At 67.0% G+C, this 17,664-nt stretch carries 17 protein-coding genes; 13 read left to right on the top strand and 4 right to left on the bottom strand.

Annotated elements, in window-relative coordinates; translation table 11 throughout:
* From D8896_RS12625 to D8896_RS12580, 10 genes are all read left to right on the top strand, one after another.
* Entirely contained in the window at positions 1–393 is a 393-nt protein-coding gene (locus tag D8896_RS12625; protein ID WP_121822468.1) for a 30S ribosomal protein S8, read from the top strand.
* Positions 394–395: 2 nt separating this feature from the next.
* Positions 396–932, top strand: a complete 537-nt coding sequence (locus D8896_RS12620; protein ID WP_121822467.1) for a 50S ribosomal protein L6 — start codon at positions 396–398, stop codon at positions 930–932.
* Complete coding sequence (locus tag D8896_RS12615) at positions 933–1,637, top strand: 50S ribosomal protein L32e (protein ID WP_121822466.1); 705 nt, start codon at positions 933–935, stop codon at positions 1,635–1,637.
* Positions 1,630–2,079 carry a 50S ribosomal protein L19e gene (locus D8896_RS12610; protein WP_121822465.1) on the top strand — a complete coding sequence of 150 codons (450 nt, stop codon included), beginning with the start codon at positions 1,630–1,632 and terminating at the stop codon, positions 2,077–2,079. Before D8896_RS12615 ends, D8896_RS12610 begins: the two co-directional genes overlap by 8 nt.
* Positions 2,079–2,630, top strand: a complete 552-nt coding sequence (locus tag D8896_RS12605; RefSeq protein ID WP_121822464.1) for a 50S ribosomal protein L18 — start codon at positions 2,079–2,081, stop codon at positions 2,628–2,630. Before D8896_RS12610 ends, D8896_RS12605 begins: the two co-directional genes overlap by 1 nt.
* Positions 2,627–3,277 (top strand): 30S ribosomal protein S5, encoded by a 651-nt coding sequence (locus D8896_RS12600; protein WP_121822463.1) that lies wholly within the window; start codon positions 2,627–2,629, stop codon positions 3,275–3,277. Before D8896_RS12605 ends, D8896_RS12600 begins: the two co-directional genes overlap by 4 nt.
* The gene (gene rpmD, locus D8896_RS12595) at positions 3,277–3,741 is read left to right on the top strand and encodes a 50S ribosomal protein L30 (RefSeq protein WP_121822462.1); all 465 of its coding nucleotides are present in this window, start codon (positions 3,277–3,279) and stop codon (positions 3,739–3,741) included. Before D8896_RS12600 ends, rpmD begins: the two co-directional genes overlap by 1 nt.
* Positions 3,742–3,743: 2 nt before the next feature.
* Positions 3,744–4,232, top strand: a complete 489-nt coding sequence (locus tag D8896_RS12590; RefSeq protein ID WP_121822461.1) for an uL15m family ribosomal protein — start codon at positions 3,744–3,746, stop codon at positions 4,230–4,232.
* Between the two features lie 3 nt (positions 4,233–4,235).
* Positions 4,236–5,675, top strand: coding sequence for a preprotein translocase subunit SecY (gene secY, locus D8896_RS12585; RefSeq protein ID WP_121822460.1), 1,440 nt, complete (start codon positions 4,236–4,238; stop codon positions 5,673–5,675).
* A gap of 453 nt (positions 5,676–6,128) precedes the next feature.
* On the top strand, positions 6,129–10,340 hold the full coding sequence (locus D8896_RS12580; RefSeq protein WP_121822459.1) for a hypothetical protein: 4,212 nt from the start codon (positions 6,129–6,131) through the stop codon (positions 10,338–10,340).
* A 93-nt stretch (positions 10,341–10,433) separates the two neighbouring features.
* Here D8896_RS12580 and D8896_RS12575 read toward each other — a convergent pair whose 3' ends face one another.
* On the bottom strand, positions 10,434–11,762 hold the full coding sequence (locus tag D8896_RS12575) for an MFS transporter (RefSeq protein WP_121822458.1): 1,329 nt from the start codon (positions 11,760–11,762) through the stop codon (positions 10,434–10,436).
* A 138-nt stretch (positions 11,763–11,900) separates the two neighbouring features.
* Here D8896_RS12575 and D8896_RS12570 point away from each other — a divergent pair, with 138 nt between their 5' ends.
* Complete coding sequence (locus tag D8896_RS12570) at positions 11,901–12,764, top strand: DNA adenine methylase (protein WP_121822457.1); 864 nt, start codon at positions 11,901–11,903, stop codon at positions 12,762–12,764.
* Between the two features lie 6 nt (positions 12,765–12,770).
* On the opposite strand, the gene D8896_RS12565 is transcribed toward D8896_RS12570, so the two are convergent.
* The 3 genes from D8896_RS12565 to D8896_RS12555 all read right to left on the bottom strand — a co-directional run bounded on the left by D8896_RS12565 (position 12,771) and on the right by D8896_RS12555 (position 15,906).
* A complete protein-coding gene (locus D8896_RS12565) occupies positions 12,771–12,959 on the bottom strand; it encodes a DUF1328 domain-containing protein (protein ID WP_121822456.1) in 189 nt (62 codons plus the stop codon).
* A gap of 107 nt (positions 12,960–13,066) precedes the next feature.
* Positions 13,067–15,307, bottom strand: coding sequence for an amino acid permease (locus D8896_RS12560; protein WP_121822455.1), 2,241 nt, complete (start codon positions 15,305–15,307; stop codon positions 13,067–13,069).
* A gap of 215 nt (positions 15,308–15,522) precedes the next feature.
* The gene (locus D8896_RS12555) at positions 15,523–15,906 is read right to left on the bottom strand and encodes a hypothetical protein (protein ID WP_121822454.1); all 384 of its coding nucleotides are present in this window, start codon (positions 15,904–15,906) and stop codon (positions 15,523–15,525) included.
* A gap of 109 nt (positions 15,907–16,015) precedes the next feature.
* On the opposite strand from D8896_RS12555, the gene D8896_RS12550 reads away from it, so the two are divergent.
* Positions 16,016–16,663: an adenylate kinase gene (locus tag D8896_RS12550; RefSeq protein ID WP_121822453.1), complete on the top strand. Its 648-nt coding sequence runs from the start codon at positions 16,016–16,018 to the stop codon at positions 16,661–16,663.
* A gap of 97 nt (positions 16,664–16,760) precedes the next feature.
* Entirely contained in the window at positions 16,761–17,660 is a 900-nt protein-coding gene (locus tag D8896_RS12545) for a DUF106 domain-containing protein (protein WP_121822452.1), read from the top strand.
* The last annotated feature ends 4 nt before the right edge of the window (positions 17,661–17,664 follow it).

The following is a 17,664-nucleotide window of genomic DNA, read 5'->3' as shown; positions in this document are numbered from 1 at the left end:
ATGGCAGGCAACGACCCATTCAGCACCGCGCTCTCCGGCATCGACAACGCCGAGAGCGTGGGGCATCTGACACACACGGTAGAGCCCGCCTCGAACGAGATCGGCAGCGTCCTCGAGGTCCTGTACGACCGCGGGTACATCGACGGCTTCGAGTTCGTCGAGGACGGCAAGGCCGGTCGGTTCGAGGTCGAACTGAAAGGCGCCATCAACGACTGTGGCCCCGTCAAGCCCCGCTACTCAGCGGGGTCCGACGAGTTCGAGAAGTGGGAGAAGCGGTTCCTCCCCGCCCGTGACTACGGGACGCTCATCGTCACGACGAGCCACGGCGTCATGAGCCACTACGAGGCCCGCGAGCAGGGCGTCGGTGGCCAGGTCATCGCATACGTCTACTAACAATGCCGCGAACAGAACTTCAGATTCCGGACGAAGTAAGCGCGGAGGTCGACCATCTCGACCTCACCGTCGAGGGCCCGGAGGGGAGCGTCACGCGACGCCTCTGGTACCCCGACGTGTCCGTCTCGGTCGACGGCGACGTCGTCGTCATCGAGAGCGACGAGGACGACGCCGAGACCATGTCGACGCTTGGCACCTTCGAGAGCCACGTCACCAACATGTTCCACGGCGTCACCGAGGGGTGGGAGTATCAGATGGAAGTGTTCTACTCCCACTTCCCGATGCAGGTCTCCGTCGAGGGCGAGGAGGTCGTCATCGAGAACTTCCTCGGCGAGAAGGCCCCGCGACGGACCCCCGTCCACGGCGACACCGACGTCGAAGTGGACGACGAGGAGCTGACGCTCCGCGGCCCCGACAAGGAGGCCGTCGGTCAGACCGCCGCGGACATCGAACAGACCACGCGCGTCACGGACAAGGACAACCGCGTCTTCCAGGACGGCGTGTACATCACGGAGAAGCCGAAAGGAGGTGCCCAGTAAATGGCAGACGAACCCGAAGAACTCGAGGACATCAGCGGCGTCGGCGCGAGCAAGGCCGACGCCCTCCGCGACGCCGGCTTCGAGACGGTCGAGGACGTCAAGGGCGCGAGCCAGGACGAACTCGCCGACGCCGAGGGCGTGGGCAACGCGCTCGCGGCCCGCATCAAGGCCGACGTCGGCGACCTCGAAGTCAGCGAGGAGACCGAGGCGGAGATCGAAGACGAGACCGAGACGGAGGAGGCCGACGAAGACGTGGAGACGGAGCTCCAGCCTCGCGGCCTCGCCGAGAAGACGCCCGACCTCTCCGAGCGGGAGGAGCGCCTCCTCGCGGAGCGCCGCCAGGTCGGCAAGCCGCAGTTCAACCGCCAGGACCACCACAAGAAAAAGCGCGTGTCGACCTCGTGGCGACGCCCGCGCGGCCAGCTGTCCAAGCAGCGCCGCGGAATCAAGGGCAAGGGCGACACCGTTCAGGCGGGCTTCCGGACGCCAACCGAGGTGCGCGGCAAGCACCCGAGCGGCTTCGAGGAGGTCCACGTCCACAACGTGGACGACCTCGAGGGCGTCGACGGCGACCGCGAGGCGGTCCGTATCGCCTCGAAAGTCGGCGCTCGCAAGCGCGAGCGCATCGAGGAGGAGGCCGAGGACGCGGGGATCCGCGTGCTCAACCCCACCTACGTCGAAGTGGAGGTGACCGACGATGAGTGACCTCTCCGCACAGAAGCGCCTCGCCGCCGACGTGCTGGACGTCGGGAAGAACCGCGTCTGGTTCGACCCGGAGGCCCAGGGCGAGATCGCGGAGGCGATCACCCGCGAGGACATCCGCGAACTCGTCGACCAGGGCACCATCCGCGCAGAGGAGAAGTCGGGCAACTCGCGTGGCCGCGCCCGAGAGCGCCAGCAGAAGCGCTCCTACGGCCACCAGACCGGCCCCGGCTCCCGCCGCGGGAAGGCCGGCGCTCGCCAGGACCCGAAGGAGGACTGGCAGGAACGGATCCGCGCACAGCGCGCCAAGCTGAAGGAACTCCGCGCCGAGGGCGAGATCACGTCCTCGCAGTACCGGGACCTGTACAACAAGTCCCGCGGCGGCGAGTTCCGCAGCGTCCAGCGCCTGTTGAACTACATCGACGAACACTACGGTGACCACTAATGGCGACAGGACCACGATACAAGGTGCCGATGCGGCGCCGCCGCGAGGTCCGGACTGATTACCATCAGAGGTTGCGCCTGCTGAAATCCGGGAAACCCCGGCTTGTCGCTCGCAAGAGCAACAAGCACATTACGGCGCAGCTGGTGACCCCCGGCCCCGACGGCGACGAAACGATAGCGAGCGCACACTCCAGCGACCTGACGGAACACGGCTGGGAAGCCCCAACGGGCAACCTCCCCGCCGCGTACCTGACGGGCTTTCTCGCCGGCAAGCGTGCGCTCGATGCCGACGTCGAGGAGGCGGTCCTCGACATCGGTCTGAACACGGCGACGCCCGGTAACAAGGTGTTCGCCGTCCAGGAAGGCGCGATAGACGCTGGCATCGAGATCCCGCACAACGAGGACGTGCTGGCCGAGTGGCCGCGGAACCGCGGCGAGCACATCGCCGAGTACGCGGAGCAGCTCGACGAGCCGCTCTACAGCGGCGACTTCGACGCCACCGAACTGCCCGAGCACTTCGACGAAGTGCGCGACACTCTCCAAGAGCTATGAGCAGCAACGACTACAACGACGGCGGCTGGGAACCCGTCACCCGGCTCGGCAAGAAGGTACAGGAGGGCGAGATCGACACGATGGAGGACGCCCTCAACTCCGGGCTCCCGCTGAAGGAGCCGGAAGTCACGGACCAGCTCCTGCCGGGGCTGGAGGACGAGGTGCTGGACATCAACATGGTCCAGCGGATGACCGACTCCGGGCGACGCGTGAAGTTCCGCTGCGTCGTCGCCATCGGCAACCGCGACGGGTTCGTCGGCTACGCCGAGGGGCGCGACGACCAGGTCGGCGCGGCGATCCAGAAGGCCATCGGCATCGCGAAGCTGAACATCATCAACGTCTCCCGTGGCTGCGGGTCCTGGGAGTGTGGCTGTGGCCGTCCCCACACGGTCGCGCTGCGCTCCAGCGGCAAGGCCGGCAGCGTCGAGGTCGAGCTGCAGCCCGCGCCGCGCGGGCTGGGGCTGGCCGGCGGTGAGACGGTCCGCAACGTGCTGGAGCTGGCCGGCATCGAGGACGCCTGGACGCGAAGCTCCGGGAACACGCGCACGACGGTCAACTTCGCGAAGGCGACGTTCAACGCCCTTCGCAACACGGCCGAGGCGCGCGTCCCCCAGCACGCCTTCGAGCAGCGCGAGGTGATCGAATGATGAAGGCGGTCGTGCAGGTCCGCGGCGAGGTCGACATGAGCGGCGACATCCAGGACACCCTGGAGATGCTCAACATCCACGCGGTCAACCACTGTGCGCTGGTCCCCGAGACCCCGGCGTACGAGGGGATGGTGACGAAGGTCAACGACTACGTTGCCCACGGACAGCCCAGCGCGGAGACCGTCGAGACGCTCCTGCGCAAGCGCGCTGAACCCGAGGAGGGCGACGCCGACGTGGACGACGAGTGGGTCGCCGACAACACCGACTACGACGACGTCGCCGCACTGGCCGAAGCGCTCGTCGACGAGGAGACGACGCTCCGTGACGAGGGCCTCGCACCGGTGCTGCGGCTCCACGCCCCGCGCAAGGGCCACGAGGGCATCAAGCAGCCGACCGCTGCCGGCGGGCAGCTCGGCAAACACACCACCGAGGAGATCGACGACCTCCTCACAGCGATGCGATAACAATGAGCAAGAAACGACGACAGCGCGGCTCTCGTACGCACGGCGGCGGTAGCCACAAGAATCGCCGCGGCGCCGGCCATCGCGGCGGGCGCGGGCGTGCGGGCCGCGACAAACACGAGTTCCACAACTACGAACCGCTCGGCAAACACGGCTTTACCCGCCCCGAGGCAGCCCAGGACGAGGTCCTCACCATCGACGTCCAGAAGCTGGACGAGGACGCCGTCGTGTACGCCGCCGAGGGCGTCGCCGAGGAGACCGGCGACGGCTACGAACTCGACGCCCGCGAGATCGTCGAGGACGGGTTCGAGGCCGACGCCGTGAAGGTGCTCGGCAACGGTCAGGTGCGCAACCAGCTGACGGTCGTCGCGGACGCCTTCTCCGCGAGCGCCCGCGAACTCATCGAGGAGGCGGGCGGCGACGCCGTCCTCAGCGACCGCGCCGAGGAAGCCGAATCAGAAGACGTATCCCAGACGGACCAAGACGAGGAATAACACATGGGATGGAAGGAAGCTGCCGAACCGGTCCTGACGCGCATGCCGTCGGTCCAGCGGCCGGAGGGGCACGTCCCCTTCAAGCGGAAGCTCGGCTGGACGGCCGGCGTGCTGGTGCTGTATTTCTTCCTCACGAACGTACAGCTCTACGGCCTGGCCGCGACCGGCGGCGGTGACATCTACCAGCAGTTCCGGTCGATCCTGGCCGGGTCGCAGGGGTCGGTCCTGCAGGTCGGTATCGGGCCGATCGTCACCGCGAGCATCGTCCTCCAACTGTTGGGCGGTGCGAACCTGCTGGGGTTAGACACCAACGATCCGCGCGATCAGGTGCTGTATCAGGGCCTCCAGAAGCTGCTGGTGGTCGTGATGACGGTCCTGACCGCCGCGCCGATGGTGTTCGCCGGCAGCTTCCTGCCAGCAGGAACGATCTCGCTCGGCGGGATGACGCTCGGCACGGGGGCGACCCAGTGGGTCATCTTCGGCCAGATCATCGTGGGCGGGATCCTCATCCTGTTCATGGACGAGATCATCTCGAAGTGGGGCGTCGGGAGCGGTATCGGCCTGTTCATCATCGCCGGCGTGAGCCAGCGACTGATGGGCGGTATCATCGGCGGCGACGGCCTCATCATGCAGTGGTACCGGATCGCCGTCGGCGAAGTCGGGATCGGCCCGATCGCCGGCCAGGGCCTGTACGCGCTGTTCCTCGGGCCGGGCGACCTGCTCGCGCTGATCACGACGCTGCTCATCTTCGGGATCGTCGTGTACGCCGAGAGCGTCCGGGTCGAGATCCCACTCAGCCACGCCCGCGTGAAGGGTGCCCGGGGCCGGTTCCCCGTGAAGCTCATCTACGCGAGCGTCCTGCCGATGATCCTCGTCCGCGCGCTGCAGGCGAACCTGCAGTTCCTCGGACAGATCCTCGCCTCGACCATCGACATGCCGTCCTGGCTCGGCGTGTACGCCGACGGCCAGCCGGTCAGCGGGTTCTTCTACTACGTCGCGCCGATCCAGTCCAGAGGCGACTGGATGTGGTGGACCGGCGCGGTGTCCCAGGAGACCTGGCAGGTGCTGATACGGATCGGCGTCGACCTGACGTTCATGATCATCGGCGGCGCCATCTTCGCCATCTTCTGGGTGGAGACGACGGACATGGGCCCCGAGGCGACGGCGAAGCAGATCCAGAACTCCGGGATGCAGATCCCCGGGTTCCGACAGAACGTCGGCGTCATCGAGAAGGTGATGGAGCGATACATCCCGCAGGTCACCATCATCGGCGGCGCGCTGGTCGGCCTGCTGGCCGTGATGGCGAACATGCTCGGCACCATCGGCGGCGTCTCCGGTACCGGGCTGCTGCTGACGGTCTCCATCACGTACAAGCTGTACGAGGAGATCGCCGAGGAGCAACTCATGGAGATGCATCCGATGATGCGCCAGATGTTCGGTTAGTAACCCCGAATATCCACACTTCTTTGCGGTGCCTCGAACCGGCGAGCGGCAGCGCTCTCGGCCGGTATGACTCCATGGGACGGGACGCCGTTTACCGATGGGCATGTGAGGAGGAGTGACGCGAAGGCGGCCGAGGACACGGAGTGGATGTAGTCGGTGAACCGACACATTAACCACTCCGAAGCAGAATTGTTCACGCAGAATCATGTTTTCGCGCGAACCCGGGCTACGGCAACGCGGTACTGGGGCGTCGCGGGTGACGATCGACGGACGCAGCCGGCCGTTGCTGAGTTCCGTGAGGGAACGCTCGTCGAGCGAGCGAGAGCAGGATAGATAGCGATGAGTCGGGAGCGTCGAAGTCGAAAGCTTGCGGTACTGACACAGGTCACCCTGCTGTTGTTGGCGGCCGTGGCAGGTACCGCTTCGGTTGCTGGGGCCGAGGCAGCGGGCAACGTGAGTCTGGAGAGCCTGCACGGGAACGGTACCGAAGACGACCCGTACGTCATCACGAACGCGACCGAGCTACAGCTGCTGTCGCAGGGTCTCGACGCCCACTACGAGCTCGGGAACGATATCGACGCCGCCGAAACCGCTACCTGGAACGGCGGGAAGGGGTTTGCGCCGATCGGAAACGATAGCCACCCGTTCACGGGGGAGTTCGACGGAAAGGAGCACACGATACGCGGACTGACGGTGGACCGACCGTCGGAGAAGTTCATCGGGTTGTTCGGTGACGTCGGCGAAGACGGGCGAATAGCGAACGTGAGCGTGACGAACGTAGCCGTGTCCGGCGACGCGAGGGTGGGCGGACTCGCCGGAGGGAGTAGCGGAACCGTGCAGTCGGTAGCGGTACGCGGCTCCGTCAGCGCCAATGCCTCCGTCGGCGGTGTCGTCGGGTCTCACATAGGGACGGTGCGAAACGCGACGATGGACGGGTCCGTCACGGGATCCCGGTTCGTCGGGGGGATCGTCGGATACGCGTACACGAGGATCCTGAACTCGACATCGAACGCCACCGTCAGCGGCGACGAGTACGTCGGGGGCGTCGTGGGGTTCACCCAGGGCCCGATTCGGCATGCGACCGCGACGGGAACGGTGCGTGGTGAATCGATCGTCGGCGGTATCGTCGGGAGCGCAGATGCGAAGGGCTCCTTCCCGCTGGAGAAGTCCATCTCGACTGGCGTGGTCAACGGGACGACTCACGTCGGCGGGATCGCCGGCAAGAACAGCGGGTTCATCCGAACCGTCTGGACGAACGCGACCGTCATCGGGAACGACTCGGTCGGTGGGCTCGTCGGAACGAACCGGAGGCTCACCGACGCATCGTTTTCGAACGCGACCGTCGACGGGAACGTCTCCGTCGGCGGGCTCGTCGGAACGAACCGGGGGCTCGGCGACGTTCGGACGTCCGTCGCGGTCGGTTCCGTCAGCGGTGAGGCAGAAACCGGAGCGCTCGTCGGGACCATGGACACACGTAACTTGGACAGGGTGTTCCTCGACTCATCCTACTGGAATCGAGACACGGTGGGACTGTCGGCGGTCGGCGCGAACCGAACCGGCGGTGTGGCAAACGTAACTGGGCTCGACACCGACCGGATGACCGGACGGAGCGCGGCGGTCTCCATGGACGGACTCCAGTTCTTCGAGACGTGGGCCGTCTCGTCCGGGTACCCCCGTCTCGCTTGGCAGACCGGTACCGTGCCGGCGGTGTATCTCGTCGAGAACGTGACAACGCCGCCGCGAACGGACGCCGGAGGAACCCTCGCGGTGAACGCAACCGTCCGCAACGCCGGGGACGAGGCGGGCGACCGCACTATCTCGCTGACCGTTGCGGGTGAACCGATCGAACGGCGGACGGCCACACTCGCTGCCGGCGAAACGGACACGGTCGCCTTCGAACACACGGCACAGTCGGACATCAATGGCAGCGACGTCGCGGTCACGACGACCATTGACGCGTACCGGTTCGCTGCCGTTACCGGCACTATCACCGACGTCGCGGACACCCCAGTCGGGAACGCAACCGTTACCGTATCCGGGACAGGGACCCAGCCGGAACCGGTCCGGCAGTCGGTGATGGACGACAACGATACCTATCGGATCACCGTCAGCGATGGCCAGTCGGTCAGCCTGAACGTCACGCGGACCGACCTCCCCGGACAGCCGGTTACGAAAACGGTCCGGGTCGATGTCACCGGCGTCACCACGCGGAACGTGTCCCTCGTGCGTCCGGTCGAGCGGCTCCCGGGCAACGGGACGGCAGCCGATCCCTATCGGGTTTCGACCGTGCGGGAACTTCAGCTCCTGAACCAGGACCGGGACGCCCACTACTCGCTGAGTTCGGATATCGCCGCGGCGGGCACCGAAACGTGGAACGGCGGCGCGGGATTCGACCCGCTCGGAAACCGGAGCCGCCCGTTCACCGGAACGCTCGACGGGAACGGCCACGCGATCACGGGGGTAACCGTCGACAGGCCGGGTGAGACCCACGCCGGCTTGTTCGGCTTCGTTTCCGGCGACGGACGGGTGACGAACGTAACCCTGGTGAACACGACCGTCCGCGCCGATTCCGTGGTCGGTTCGCTCGCCGGAGGGGCTGATGGGGTGGTGTTGTCCCGGGTTTCGTCGACGGGAGGCACCGTCATCGGGGATCAAACGGTCGGCGGGCTGGTCGGCGGGAGCAAGGACACGACGCTTCACGAAGTGTCGGCCGCCGGGAACGTAACCGGCGGAAGCTACGTCGGAGGCGTGGTCGGCGGGAGCAAGGACACGACGCTTCACGAAGTGTCGGCCGTCGGGAACGTAACCGGCGGAAGCTACGTCGGGGGCGTGGTTGGCGTCCATACCGGCCCGGACGCAGTTCGACAGACCTATTCGACGGCGTCAGTCGACGGTAGGAGTGGAGGTGGGATCGTTGGGGTTCTCATTGAGGGGTCGCTGAATCGGTCGTACAGCGCAGGAAACGTCACTACATCGGGTCCCGGCGGCGGTCTCGTCGGTATCGTCGCCCGGGACGCAACGGTTACCGACTCCTATTGGAACCGAACCGCGGCACCCAGCGACGCGGTCGGTACGATCGATTCCGGCACCGTGACGAACGTGTCCGGCCTCACGACCGACCAGTTGACCGGGACCGCGTCCGTCTCGAACATGACGCGCCTGGACTTCGACGCGACGTGGGTGCCGACGACCGGGTCGCCCCGGCTGGCGTGGGAGGACCCGACTGCCCGGCCGCTGGCGCAGTTCAACGTGACGATCACCGACACATCCGCGCCCGTGACGGCCGGTGAGTCGGTGGCGGTGACGGCGAGAGTCACGAACACCGCGGCGTTCACGAACACACAACGGATCGCGTTACACGAGTTCAACGGAACGACCGTCGATACGACCGAGGTCACGCTTGGGCCCGGCGAAAACGCTACCGTCACGCTCCGCTGGCAGACGACCGAAGGGGACGGTGCAACGGATCGCCTCAGGGTTGCCACCCCTAACTGCGAGACGACCGGACGGATAACGGTCGAAGCGGCCGACGATAGCGACGGGGACAGCGGGGGGACTGAAACCCCCGATAACGGAACCACCGACGGGTCGGGAGGTGGGGGTGGCGGGACAGCAGGCAGCACCGACGCATCGATCGGTGTGGCATCGGTCGATGCACCCGAGACCGTCGGCCGCGGCGACGTACTGGACCTTTCGGCGACCGTCGCAAACACCGGCGGAAGCGCCGGAACCGCCGTCATCGAGTTCAGTTTCGATCGGTCGTCGGCCGGTGGCGAAGCCGTCCGTCTCGGCGGCGGAAACAGCACCACAGTGGCCTTCGAAGAGCGGATCCCACCGGATATCGAGCCCGGTGAGTATCAGTACAACATCCGGACAGAAGAGGGGAAACGCGGCGGCATCGTCACGATCACCGCCCCGGATGCCCTCGTTGTGACGGATATCACCGCTCCGAACCGTGTGACGGCCGGAAGCGCGGTCGAAGTCTCGGCTACGGTCGCCAACACAGCGGACATCGAGGGAACCGGGACGGTCGACATCGGTGTCGGCGACGACCGAATTGCGACGCAGTCCATCGCCGTCGACAGCGGCGGATCGAGGACCGTCACGTTCACCCCGTCGATCCCCGAGGATACAGACCCCGGCGACCACGAGGTCCAGGTGCAACTCGGAGAGAGCGAAGCAGCGACCGAACTGGTAGTGGTCCCACCGGCGAGCTTTGAAGTCACGGCTATCGAAACGCCGGACCGGGCCACGCCGGGTGACACCGTCCCAGTGGCTGCGAACATCTCGAACACCGGCCCAACCGAAGGGACAGTTACGGCAGCGCTCGTTCTGAACGGGCAAGTGGAAACCCGCAAGCAGATCCGCCTCGCTGGCGGTGAAACGACCCGTATTGTGTTCACCGCTGAACTGCCAGCCAATGTCTCGGAGGGCTACACAGTGAGCATCCGTACCGGCAACTCGACCGTAACGGGCGAGGTCGGTATCGAGCAACGATCCGCGGCCGGGGGGACCACGGCAGGAACGGAATCGACAACTGAGGACACCACTGCCACCGATGCCAACGCCTCGGTGAACAGTAACGGACAGCCCGGGTTTACGCCGCTACTGAGTGTGTGTGCCGTTGTACTGCTGTTCGTCATTCGACGGCGAACCGGACTCTGATCGGTTGCAGTTCCGGAACCGGATCGGCTTCCCTCGACTTTTGGCGGGAGTCGTGCGCGCAGGTCGCTGTTTAGCGGCCGACTCGGCACACGCTCACGCGTACGCCTCGAACTCCTCGCCGAACGCGAGGAAGTAGCCGGTGCCGACGACGCCGATCGCGGCCGCGACGGTAAAGGCTACCTCCGGGCTGACGAAGTCCCAGAGGTAGCCGCCGAGCGCGGCGCTGGGGATGACGATCGTGTTCCGGAGCAGGTAGTAGGTGCCGGTCACCCGGCCGCCCGTCCCCTGCTCCGCGGGACCGACGATGAGCGCCTTGTGCGACGGCAGCCCCGCGAAGCGCAGCCCGGAGAACGCGAAGACGGCGACGAGCGCGGTCGGGGTCGCCGGTGCGTAGATGAGGACAACCGGGAAGACGGCGTACACGGCGAACCCGAGCGCGACGACCGGCTTCAGTCCCACGCGCTCGGCCGCCTTTGCCGCCGGTGCCATCACGAGCAGGGCGACGAGCATCTCGACGCCGAGCAGGTAGCCGAAGAACGCCTCCGGCGAGAGGTCGACGGCGTACGAGAGGCCGCCGACCGACACCGTCGTCTCCAGCCCCACCTCGAATATCTGCGTGACCACGAGCACGAAGAAGACGTACACCATGCCGTTGGCGAAGCGGACGAGCGTGTCGCCGACCAGCAGCGGCTTGAGTTCCGCGGGCATCTCCCGGAGGTCCGTCAGGATCCGGTCGACTCCCTCGAACGAGTCGCCGATGCTGTCCGAACTGGCGTCGTAGAGGACGTGCTGGACGGCGGTGCCGAGGACGCCGAACAGCACCGCCACCGCGAGCACGTACTGGAAGCTGACGGTGAACGCCGGATGCAGACCGATCAGGGCGGCGGCAAGCACCGGCCCGACGAGGAAGGCGGTCCGGCGGAACGTCTCGGTGCTTGCAAACCCCTCGGCGAGCCGCGACGGGTCGGTCGCCTGCTTGACGACGGCGAAGGATGCCCCGAGCCCGAACGACTTCCAGGCCTGTGCGAGGAACAGGCCGACGAAGATCCAGACCCAGGGTTCGACCGCCACGCCGCCGACGGAGACCGTCCCGACACGGGGGGCCACGAACCAGACTCCGAACCCGAGCGTCGAGAGCAAGCCAAACGCCGTCAGCGCGTAGCGCGACCCGATCCGGTCGGACACCGCACCGCCGGGGTACGGGTAGACGGCCGAGATGACGTTGCCGACCGTCCCGAACAGCCCCACGACGAAACCGGACGCGCCGAGCGCGACGATGTACTCCGGGAGAAAGCGGTTGGTCATCTGGAAGCCGAGGCTGAAGGCGAACATCGCCACCGAGAGGACGAGCACGTCGCGCTCCAGCGAGAGAAACCGTCGGAACGGGGCGAAGACGCTGACCGACTCGTCCTCCGTGGCCATCTACCGGTTCGACGTTGATGGGCGCGGGAAATAGAGGTTTCCCACCCCGCCGCCGTTCACCGCAACGACGGCACTCCGGCCCGGCGCGAGCCGCCAAGTGATGACGTTTATTACCCCGAGCGCACCACCGTCCGGTAGATGGTCGACCCCGTGCTGAAGTGGGCCGGCGGGAAGCGCCAGTTGCTCCCGGAGATCACCGCCCGCTTTCCCGTCGCGTACGACCGGTACCACGAGCCCTTCTTCGGGGGCGGCGCGGTCTTCTTCCACCTCGAACCCGACAGTGGGTCGATAAACGACGTGAACGAGCGCCTCGTCACCTTCTACGAGGTAGTGCGGGACGACCCCGAGACGCTCATCGCGGAGAACCGCACCCACGAGCACTCGGACGACTACTACTACGACGCCCGCGACGAGTTCAACGACCTGCGGACGGTCGAGGGAAAGACCGACGAGCAGGCGGTCCGCGAGGCGAGTCTCCTGCTGTATCTGAACCGGACCGGGTTCAACGGGCTCTACCGGGAGAATTCGGACGGTGAGTTCAACGTTCCCGTGGGACGGTACGCGAACCCGGACTGGGTGCAGGCCGACCGGATCCGCGCGGCGAGCGAGGCGCTGGCGGGCGCGACGATCCACAGCGACGACTTCGAGTACGTCGCCGACGAGGCGACCGCGGGCGATCTCGTCTACTTCGACCCGCCGTACCAGCCGGTGTCGACGACGGCCGACTTCACCGACTACCACGCCGAGGGGTTCGACCGCGACGACCAGCGCCGCCTCCGCGATCTGGCGGCCACGCTCGGCGAGAACGGCGTCCACGTCGTCCTCTCGAACTCGCCGCCGGTGGCCGAACTGTACGAGGACCTTCCGGCGTTCGACGTGGAGGTGGTCGAGGCGACCCGGGCGATAAACAGCGACGGCGACGAGCGCGGCGAGGTCGCCGAAGTGCTGATCACGAACGTGCCGCCGGACGAGCGCCGGCGAACGACGCTCTCGGAGTTCTGACCCCGCCTACAGCAACAGCGTGACGATCGCCAGGATGATGAACACGATGATGAATATCCTGGCGATCTCCATGCTGACGCCGGCGACGCCGCGCGCGCCGACGACGGCGGCGATGATGGCGAGGACGAAAAACACGATCGCCCACTGCAGGAAATCGCCGGTGAGCTGCAGCGGAGCGACGAGCACGTCGATCATCGCGCTCCACCTGTCGAACCGCGGACGGTTGTGAGCATGCGCCGTAGCTACCACGGAGGCGGCCTTTGTTATAGCCGCCTTAGCCCGGGAAACCCGGGATTAGGTCGCTACCCGAACAGCCGCTCCCGGAGCGAGCGACGCCGGGCGGTCTCGGTCAGCAGCACCGAACAGTCGACCTCCTCGACCACGTCGAGCACGAGCGACCCGCGGAGCAGCCGCGAGAGCAGGCCGCGCTCGGTCGCGCCGATGAGCAGCATCGTGTGGTCCGCGGCCGCCTCGCCGATGGCCGTCTCCACGTCGGCGTCGCTGACGAGCAGGTTCGCGTCGGAGAGGTCGTGGTCCGCGGCCCACTCCTCGAGGAACCGCTCGGCCTCCTCGCGGGTCTCGCCCTCGCCGACGGCGTGGAGCAGCGACACCTCGGAGCCGAACTCCGAGCGCAGCAGACTGGCCATCTCCGCGGAGAGGTCGGAGCTCGGCCCACCCGCGGTCGGGACGAGGATCCGCGAGGCGTCGAAGCCGCGGTCCTTCAGCACGACGAAGTCACAGGGGATGTCGTGCGTGAGTTCGTCGAGCCGCGACTCCGCGCGCCCGTCGTGGGAGTGGGGGCCCCAGCCCATCACGACGAGGTCGGCGTCGTACGTCGTCGCGGCGTCGAACACCTCCTCGAACGAACGGTGGGAGAGGACGGTGTGGGTCTCGACCGGGACGTCGAAGGTCTCGGCGTCCTTGCGGGCGGCCTCCACGATCTCGCGGTCCGCGCCGAACTCGTCGACGTGTTCGTCAGCGTACGTCAGCGAGGTCTGGTCGGGCACCTGTACGATGTGGACCGCGTGGACCTCGCCGCCGCGCTGCTTGGCGACGGCACTGGCGAGGGTGATCAGCTCCTGCTCGTGGTCGGGGTTCGACAGCGGCACCATCACGCGGTACGTGCCGCCGTCGGGCTGGACCGTCGTGGCGGCCGACACCGCACGGTCCGGGAGCTCCTCGGAGCGCGAGAGGATGTACTCCGAGAGGATCCCCTGTTTCTCCGTCCGTGAGCGGGCGTAGAAAAGGTACCAGAGCACCGCCGCCCCGGCGATGCCGAAGGAGAGCAACAGCGCGTCGCCGGCAACGAACACCAGCAGCGCGAAGGAGAACACGACGCCAAGGATCGGCAGGAGCGGGAACAGCGGCACCGTGAAGTCCGGCGTGTACTCCTCGGGCGCGACGTAGCGCATCACGAGCAGCGCCGCGTTCAGCAGGCCGTAGATGATGAGGTGCAGCCCCGAGGCGGCCCCCGACAGCAGCGTCAGGTCGCCGATGACGATGAACAGCAGGATGAGGCCGCCGGTGATGCCGATGGCGCGGTACGGCGTGCCAAAGCGCGGGTGGATCGCGTTGAGTGCGGGCGTGACGATCCGGTCCCGGCCCATCGCGAAGTTGATCCGCGAGGACGCCAGTATCGAGGCGTTCGCGCTCGACGCGGTCGCAAGCAGGCCGCCGAACAGCAGGGCACCGCCCATCGCGGCCCCCTGAATGTACTGGCCGACCTCGACGACGGCGATGGGGTTCTCCTGCCCGCTGGTGATCACGTCGGCGATGAACCCCTGCGGGACCGCCGCGCTCATCACGACGAGCACCAGCGCGTACACGACGGTGACGATGACGACGCTCCCGATGACCGCCCGCGGGAGGTTCTTGCCCGGATCCTTGATCTCCTCGGCGACGCTCGTGATCTGGACGAAACCGAGGTAGGAGACGAAGATGAGGCCGGTCGTCTCCAGCGTCGTGACGACGCTGGTCGGGTCCGGAAGGTTGCCCGGTTCGGCCCGGAGCGTCCCGAGGAAGGTAAACACCGCGAGGATGGCGACGAGGAGCACGACGATGACGTTCTGGAGCCGGCCCGTCTCCTTCGCGCCGACGTAGTTGATGAGGACGAAGAACGCGCCGCCGACCAGGGCGATCAGTTTGACGACGGTGATCGACGCCGGGCCGACGCCGACGCTCCCGCTGAGGCCGAAGATGCGGGCGATGTAGCGGCCGAACCCGACCATGTAGAACGCGCTGGCGAAGGCGAGGCCGAGCCAGTTCGCCCACCCCGCGACGGAGCCAAACAGCGGTCCGAGCGCGTGGTTGACGTAGTAGTACGCGCCGCCGGACTTGGGCATCGCCGTCCCGAGTTCGCTCGCCGAGAGCGCGGTGAACATGGCGATGACGCCGCCGAGGACGAACGCGACCGAGGCCATCGAGCCGGCCTGCAGGATCGCCTCGCCCGGGAGGACGAAGATGCCCGCGCCGATCATCGTGCCGACGCCGATGGTCAGCGCGGCGAGGGGGCCGAGGTCCTTGGCTAGCTCTTCGTCGCTCATCCGCCCCCACCTCCGCCGGGGGGTGCTGCCGGTCGTGAAACGGGGGAGAAACGCGGCACTGGGTGGAACACGTCCATAGGTACTACTACCCCATAGCGAGGGACAGCTAATAAACGCCAAGATATCGGCGAGGAGTCATAGTGGTTGCTCTCACCCGGGACGGTGATCGCCCGTACCGGCACCGGCGATCGCCGTACTTGGCGGGAGCAGTCGCCTCAGACCTCGACCACCCACGCCCGGTACTCCTCGGTGAGTTCGAACGCCTCGGCGAACGCGCGGTCGACGAACTGGGCGACGCGGTTGGCGTCGCCGCGGCCGACGACTCGGACGTTGGTCCCCTCGGCCTCGTCGGGCCGGGTGAGTTCGTCGATCGTGAACGCCGGAAACTCCGAGAGCACCTCCTTCAGGCGGTCGAGCTCCGCGTCGGTGCAGTCCATGTTGATCGTGTCCTCGCTCACCTGCACCCACGGCGCGAGTTCGTCGGGGTCGGTTTCGGCCTCGACGGTGAGAAACGGGCTGCCGCGCTGGCGGTGGGCGGTGATGGCATCGACGAACAGTTTCCGCCGGTCGCCGGGAGTGGCCGCGTCGAATCGGGTCATGGGCGAGGCTACGCGGGCGGGGGACGAAAAACGTCCGACCGGGCACGGCGGTCGAGGGAGGCGTCGCCGGAATGTTCAAGCCTTTAACCGGGGAGGAAAAAGTGCGGGTATGGCCAATCCGAACGTTCTCATCCTGGGCGCACCCGGGGCGGGCAAAGGCACGCAGAGCAGCAACATCGTCGACGAGTTCGGGGTCGAACACGTCACGACCGGCGACGCGCTCCGGTCGAACAAGGGGATGGACATCAGCCACCTCGACACGGAGTACGACACGCCGGGCGCGTACATGGACGCCGGCGAACTCGTCCCCGACGAGGTGGTCAACGAGATCGTCAAGACGGCGCTCCAGTCGGCCGACGGCTACGTGCTCGACGGCTACCCGCGCAACGCCTCGCAGGCCGAGTACCTGGACGAGATCACCGACCTCGACGTGGTGCTGTACCTCGACGTGTCGAAGGACGTGCTCGTCGACCGCCTCACCGGCCGGCGCGTCTGCGACGACTGCGGCGCGAACTACCACGTCGAGTTCGAACCGCCCGAGGAGGCGGGCGTCTGTGACGACTGTGGCGGCGAACTGGTCCAGCGCGAGGACGACACCGAGGAGACGGTGCGCGAACGGATCCGCGTGTACGAGGAGAACACCGAGCCGGTCATCGAGCGCTACGACGAGTCGGGCGAACTCGTCCGGATCGACGGCGAGGGGGCCCCCGACGAGGTGTGGGCGGACGTTCGGGACGCGGTCCAGTCCGCGGCGTAACCCGGCGGTCCGCGAGCCGGTCGGACGGGGTCGAATCCGTCACGACGGCGAGCCGAAGGTAAAAGGTTGATTACAGCCGGTCTCCTAGACCCCGGCAATGGCACGGACAGCGGAGAAAGTGGAGTCCCTCATCGAGGAGGACGTCACCATGGCCGACGCGCTCGCGGCGGTGCGCCGCGAGACGAAGGCCAACGGGGGCGAAGTCGAATGGGGGGACGTCCGCGACGACCTCACGAGCGGACAGTGGGGCCGGCTCATCGAGAAGGGGATCCTCGTCAGCGGCGACGAGGGGTTCGAACTCGCTGACCCCGAGGCCGTCGAGGAGGCCCTGGAGGACGACGAGACGGTCACCGCGACGGCGACGGGGACCGACGACGAGGACGACGAGGAGTCGAGCTGGTCCCAGTACGACAAGCTGGCCGGCGTCACCGCGCTCGGCCTGATGGTCGGCTACTACTACGATCCCGTCAAGAACACGGTCGGGGGCGCGATCGACGTGTTGCTCTCGCCGCTCTCCGAGGCGATGCCGTTCTACGCGGTCATCCTCGCGATCGCGATGCTCACCGGGCTGTACTCGACGCTGCTCCAGTCGAACCTGATGGACATGGACCGGATGGCCGAGTACCAGGAGCGGATGAAGGCGATCCAGGAGAAACAGAAGCGCGCGAAGGAGCGCGGCGACGACGAGGCCCTGGAGCAGATCCGCGAGGAGCAGATGGAGGCGATGGGCGACCAGATGGGGATGTTCAAGGAGCAGTTCCGCCCGATGGTGTGGATCTTCCTGCTCACCATCCCCTTCTTCCTGTGGATGTACTGGAAGATCGGCAGCCCGGCCATCGGCTCGGAGACCATCGTCATGCCGATGCACGGCGAGGTCAGCTGGGCGGAGGGGATCGTCGGCCCGATGCAGGCGTGGATCGTCTGGTACTTCCTCTGCTCGATGGGCTTCACCCAGCTCATCCGGAAGTCGCTGAACCTCCAGACCACGCCGTCCTGACGAA

The sequence above is a fragment of the Halostella salina genome, assembly GCF_003675855.1.
In the GTDB taxonomy this organism is placed as follows: Archaea; Halobacteriota; Halobacteria; order Halobacteriales; family Natronoarchaeaceae; genus Halostella; species Halostella salina.
This window is presented reverse-complemented; position numbering and strand designations above follow the sequence as displayed.